1 protein-coding gene and 3 pseudogenes are annotated in these 3,767 nt (G+C 68.0%); 1 reads left to right on the forward strand and 3 read right to left on the reverse strand.

Annotated features, from left to right (window positions below):
* The 3 genes and pseudogenes from BN11_RS26370 to mobF all read right to left on the reverse strand — a co-directional run.
* Positions 1–158 (reverse strand): annotated as a pseudogene (locus BN11_RS26370) (IS1634 family transposase); the annotation flags it as partial.
* A 107-nt stretch (positions 159–265) separates the two neighbouring features.
* A pseudogene (locus tag BN11_RS21460) lies at positions 266–1,504 on the reverse strand (ATP-dependent DNA helicase); the annotation flags it as partial.
* A 338-nt stretch (positions 1,505–1,842) separates the two neighbouring features.
* A complete protein-coding gene (gene mobF, locus BN11_RS21465) occupies positions 1,843–2,847 on the reverse strand; it encodes a MobF family relaxase (protein WP_053084199.1) in 1,005 nt (334 codons plus the stop codon).
* A gap of 716 nt (positions 2,848–3,563) precedes the next feature.
* On the opposite strand from mobF, the pseudogene BN11_RS24475 reads away from it, so the two are divergent.
* Positions 3,564–3,767 (forward strand): annotated as a pseudogene (locus BN11_RS24475) (IS256 family transposase); the annotation flags it as partial.

Below are 3,767 nucleotides of genomic sequence, written 5' to 3' on the forward strand. Positions count from 1 at the left end.
TGCATCCGTGCCCGCGCGACCTCGAGCAGGGCGACCAGCTCAGCCGGCGTGCGTGCCGATCCCACGTGCTCAATCACGTTGTCGCGGTCCCCGACACGCTCAGCGATCTGCACCGCCGTGGCCCCCGAAGCGGTCGGGACCTTCCGCACAAACACCACGAGCACCGACCCTACCGGCCCGATTAGTGTGTCAACCTCGAAGCCTTCAAGCCGCTGACCAGCACAAACATCCGGCCCGACCCGGAATCACGCCAACGTGGCACGAGTCAGGTTCGACGAAGGTCCTCCGGCATTGGCGGGCGAACGGCGCCATACCTCTCGACATCCCTCTCTGCGATCGTGGCGGCGCGGTTCGGGCCGAGGTCGGCTCGGTCGCGGCTGAAGGCCTGCACCCACTGCTGGCGCGCCGTGGCGACGTCCTTGGCGACGAGATGGGCCGTGTTGCGATGGCGCCCTCGGGTCATCGCGACGTATGCGCTGGCGGCGCCAGTGGTCTCCGTGAGGAGCAGGTGGGCAGTGTCGACCGTCTGGCCTTGAGCACCATATGCGGTGGTTGCGTAGGCGAGCTCTACATGCTCGTAGACGTACCGGGGAGGGAGGGCCCGGCGACCGCGCCGGCCGGTGACGTGGACCGTGAAGTCGGCATCGAATCCGGTGATGACCCAGGTGTCCCGGTTCGCGACGTCGAGCTCGCGGTCGTTGCGACGGGTGCTGATGGGATCGCCGATCCCGAAGATCCGGCCGTCCCTGGTGCCGACTCGCTGCAGTCCTCCCGTGGTGGCGGAGTGGCGGGTGTCCTGGATCGTCGAGTTGAGCTGAGAGACAAGGTCGCGTCGATCAGCGACGACTAGGCCGTCCACACGGGTGAGCAACTGTAGCGCCTCAGCCATCGAGGGGTGGATGACGACCTCGCCGCGGGCCAGCAGCGTGTCGAAGACGTAGTCGGCGCGATCGCCTGACCGCATCAGCAGAGACAGCTCCGCGTACTCAGGGTCGCTGAAGCGGTGCACGGTCTCCAGGGACCAACGGCCTCGTGTTCCCGCACATGTTGCGGCAAGGTCGAGCACACCTCCCCGGCCGACGGCCGGGAGTTGGTGACGGTCGCCGACGAACGCGATCCGGGCGTAGTTCTCGTCGGCGATCTTCAGCAGAGCCAGCGCGGTGTCCTGGTCCAGCATCCCGGCCTCGTCGATGAGGAGAAGGTCGCCGTACCCGAGCTGCGCCGCCGGCTGCGGGTCGGCGGCGACCCGCCACGAGAACCCATCGTCGTCCCATCGGTATCCGTGCTGATGGACCAGCCACCCTGCCGAGTGAGCCTCGGCGCCGACTTCGGCGGCGGCGACGCTGGCCGCCTGCAGGGTCGGTGTCACGATGATCATTCTCGAGCCGGAGGACTCGAGCATCTTCTGTGCGGCTGCCAATGTGGTCGTCTTGCCCGAGCCGGCTGCACCCTCGACCACAAGCAATCTCGCGTAGCCGCCCAGGACTCTGGCCACGTCCAGCTGGGTGGGGTCGAGCTCTGGGAAGTCCGTAGCGCCGCGGAGCCTGGACTACCGAGCCTTCGCCGCGCTCGATGAGCTTCGCAGTGATGGCCTCTTCCACATCGACGACCCGCTTCGAGCTCAAGGCACGCACATGCTCAGGCACGTCGTCCCGCTCGAGCAAGCGGACGCATACAGAGAGGGCGCGAGCGGTGAGGTCCTCGGCGAGCTCGCGACGGACCGGGCCGGACGCGATGACGTTGACGTCGGCGATGAGGCGCTCGACCTCGCCGCGGATGTCGGCGGCGTTCCAGCTCGAGCGCTTCGCGCCGAGGCGAGAGATGGCGACCTCGACGACGGCGTCACGGTTGAGCTCCGCGATCGGCACGCTCGTCAGGGGGGGCGCTCGGGGGGGCGTAGCCGAGGTCGGCCAGCTCCTGGTTCCAGCGGCGGGTGAGGTCGGCGCCGTCGAGGGGGGCGACCTTGTCCGGGCGCGCCTGCGCCCAGGCGCGGCGGTCAAAGGCAGCGCGTAGCTTGGGTCCGGGCTCGCGGCCAGGGTTCTCGGTCCGCCACTCGGCCTCGTAGCGGTCGACGTTCCGGGTGATCTGTTCGGTGCGGGCGCTGAACCGGCCGACGTAGGCGGCGAACTGCGTCACCTCGCCGGTCCTCGGGTCGAGGGTGTAGCCGTGGTCGGCGAGGGCCTTGCGGAACTGCGGGTCGCACTGCATCGCGGCCCGCCCCATGCCGTTGAGTGCGTTGATGGAGTCGACGACGCCGACCGAGTGCAGTCCTCGCCATGTGCCGGCGGCGAAGACGCGGGCGTTGATCTGCACGTGCAGGTGCCGGTGCGGGTCGCCGGCGCGTGAGGTGTGGTGCCGCACGATGGCGGCCTCGAGCCGTTCGACGGGGATCTGGACCTGGCGGCCGCGAGGGCCGATACGCGTGGTGGCGTGCTCGGCGAGCCAGGCGATGATCTCGCGGGCTGCGCGGTCCTGAGCGGCGTCGTATGCGGTGGCCACCGCCGGGTGCATCGCCGCGGCCAGGGACCAGCTCTTCGGGCCGTTGACGACGACCTCGACGAACCGCAGGGCATTGTCGTCCTGGCGGAGCTGGCCCTTCGCAAGACCGGTGGCGACGTCGTAGCCAGCGACCCATCGCTCGTAGTTCGGACCGTCGAGCTGGCCGGCGTCCGTCATCGTGACGCCATCGCCGTTGCTGATCGCGACGATGTGGGTGGCGAGGCCAGTGCCCTCGGCGAGGTAGTAGTCGTCGACTCGGGAACGGTCGGCTTCGACGTAGTTGCGCGCCGCAGCGGCGTTGCCGCGGTAGAACTTGACCCCGCCGTGCACCTCGTCACCGCCCGTCACTACTCGTCAATTACCTTGGAAATGAACGAAACCCCCCACATGGGGGGCGTTCCTACGGATATTCGTAGCATGCGTGCCGCAGGGTTTGAAGGGCTTTCGGCGCTGTCGGGCGAGGCGTTCGCAGACTCGTCAATCGTCGTCACCGTCGACAGGACAGCGGGTGGGGGCCGGATTGGGATTAGGTCGGTCAAGATGTATTGAATGCGGTTGAATTGTCGTCCGCGATGTTGGCTAGGTGATCGACGCGTCTGGCGTGGAACTGGCTGTGGCGCTGCTCCGAGGTATGGCCCGAGAGACTCTGATGGCCGGCGTAGCGAGGACTTAGGTCCGTGGCCCTTGAGTGGTGTCAGATCTAAACTACTCACCGATTCTCGCGCTGCCCGGATCCTCAGGTACAACGCCCTCGGGGCGCGAAGCATCGAAATCACCCCGCCTTCTGGGAGGGGCCCGGCAGCCGGCGCAATGCGCACACGGCCTGAGGCCCGAACCCACCCCCCGAGGCGGTACGCCAATCGTGGACGCCCCAGCGTCAAGCGGTTGGGTGGTGCAGGGCGTGGGCTTCCTGGCCCTATAGCTCCCCGCCACTATTTACTTCAGGGACGTCGCGGTCCTTTCCGAGGGACTTCAGGGTCGTGTCCAGCGGCCGGTGTAAATGAGACGGGCGTAGGTTCGGTTTCGAGACCGCTCAAAGTCATCGAAGAAAGGACCCTACGCCCGTGTCTGCACGAGTATCACCCACCGATCGGATCCACGCCAGGATCGACGCCCTGTTCGCGCAGGACCGGCCGCTGCCGGAGGTCTTGGAGGAGGTGGCCCGCCTCGGCGCGCAGCTGTTGATGCAGGCCGCCCTGGAGGCCGAGGTCACCGAGTTCCTGGGCCGGGAGCGCTACCAGCGCGCCGCGACCATCACCGACGCCCGG

This window comes from Nostocoides australiense Ben110 (genome assembly GCF_001050535.1).
Taxonomy (GTDB): domain Bacteria; phylum Actinomycetota; class Actinomycetes; order Actinomycetales; family Dermatophilaceae; genus Nostocoides_A; species Nostocoides_A australiense.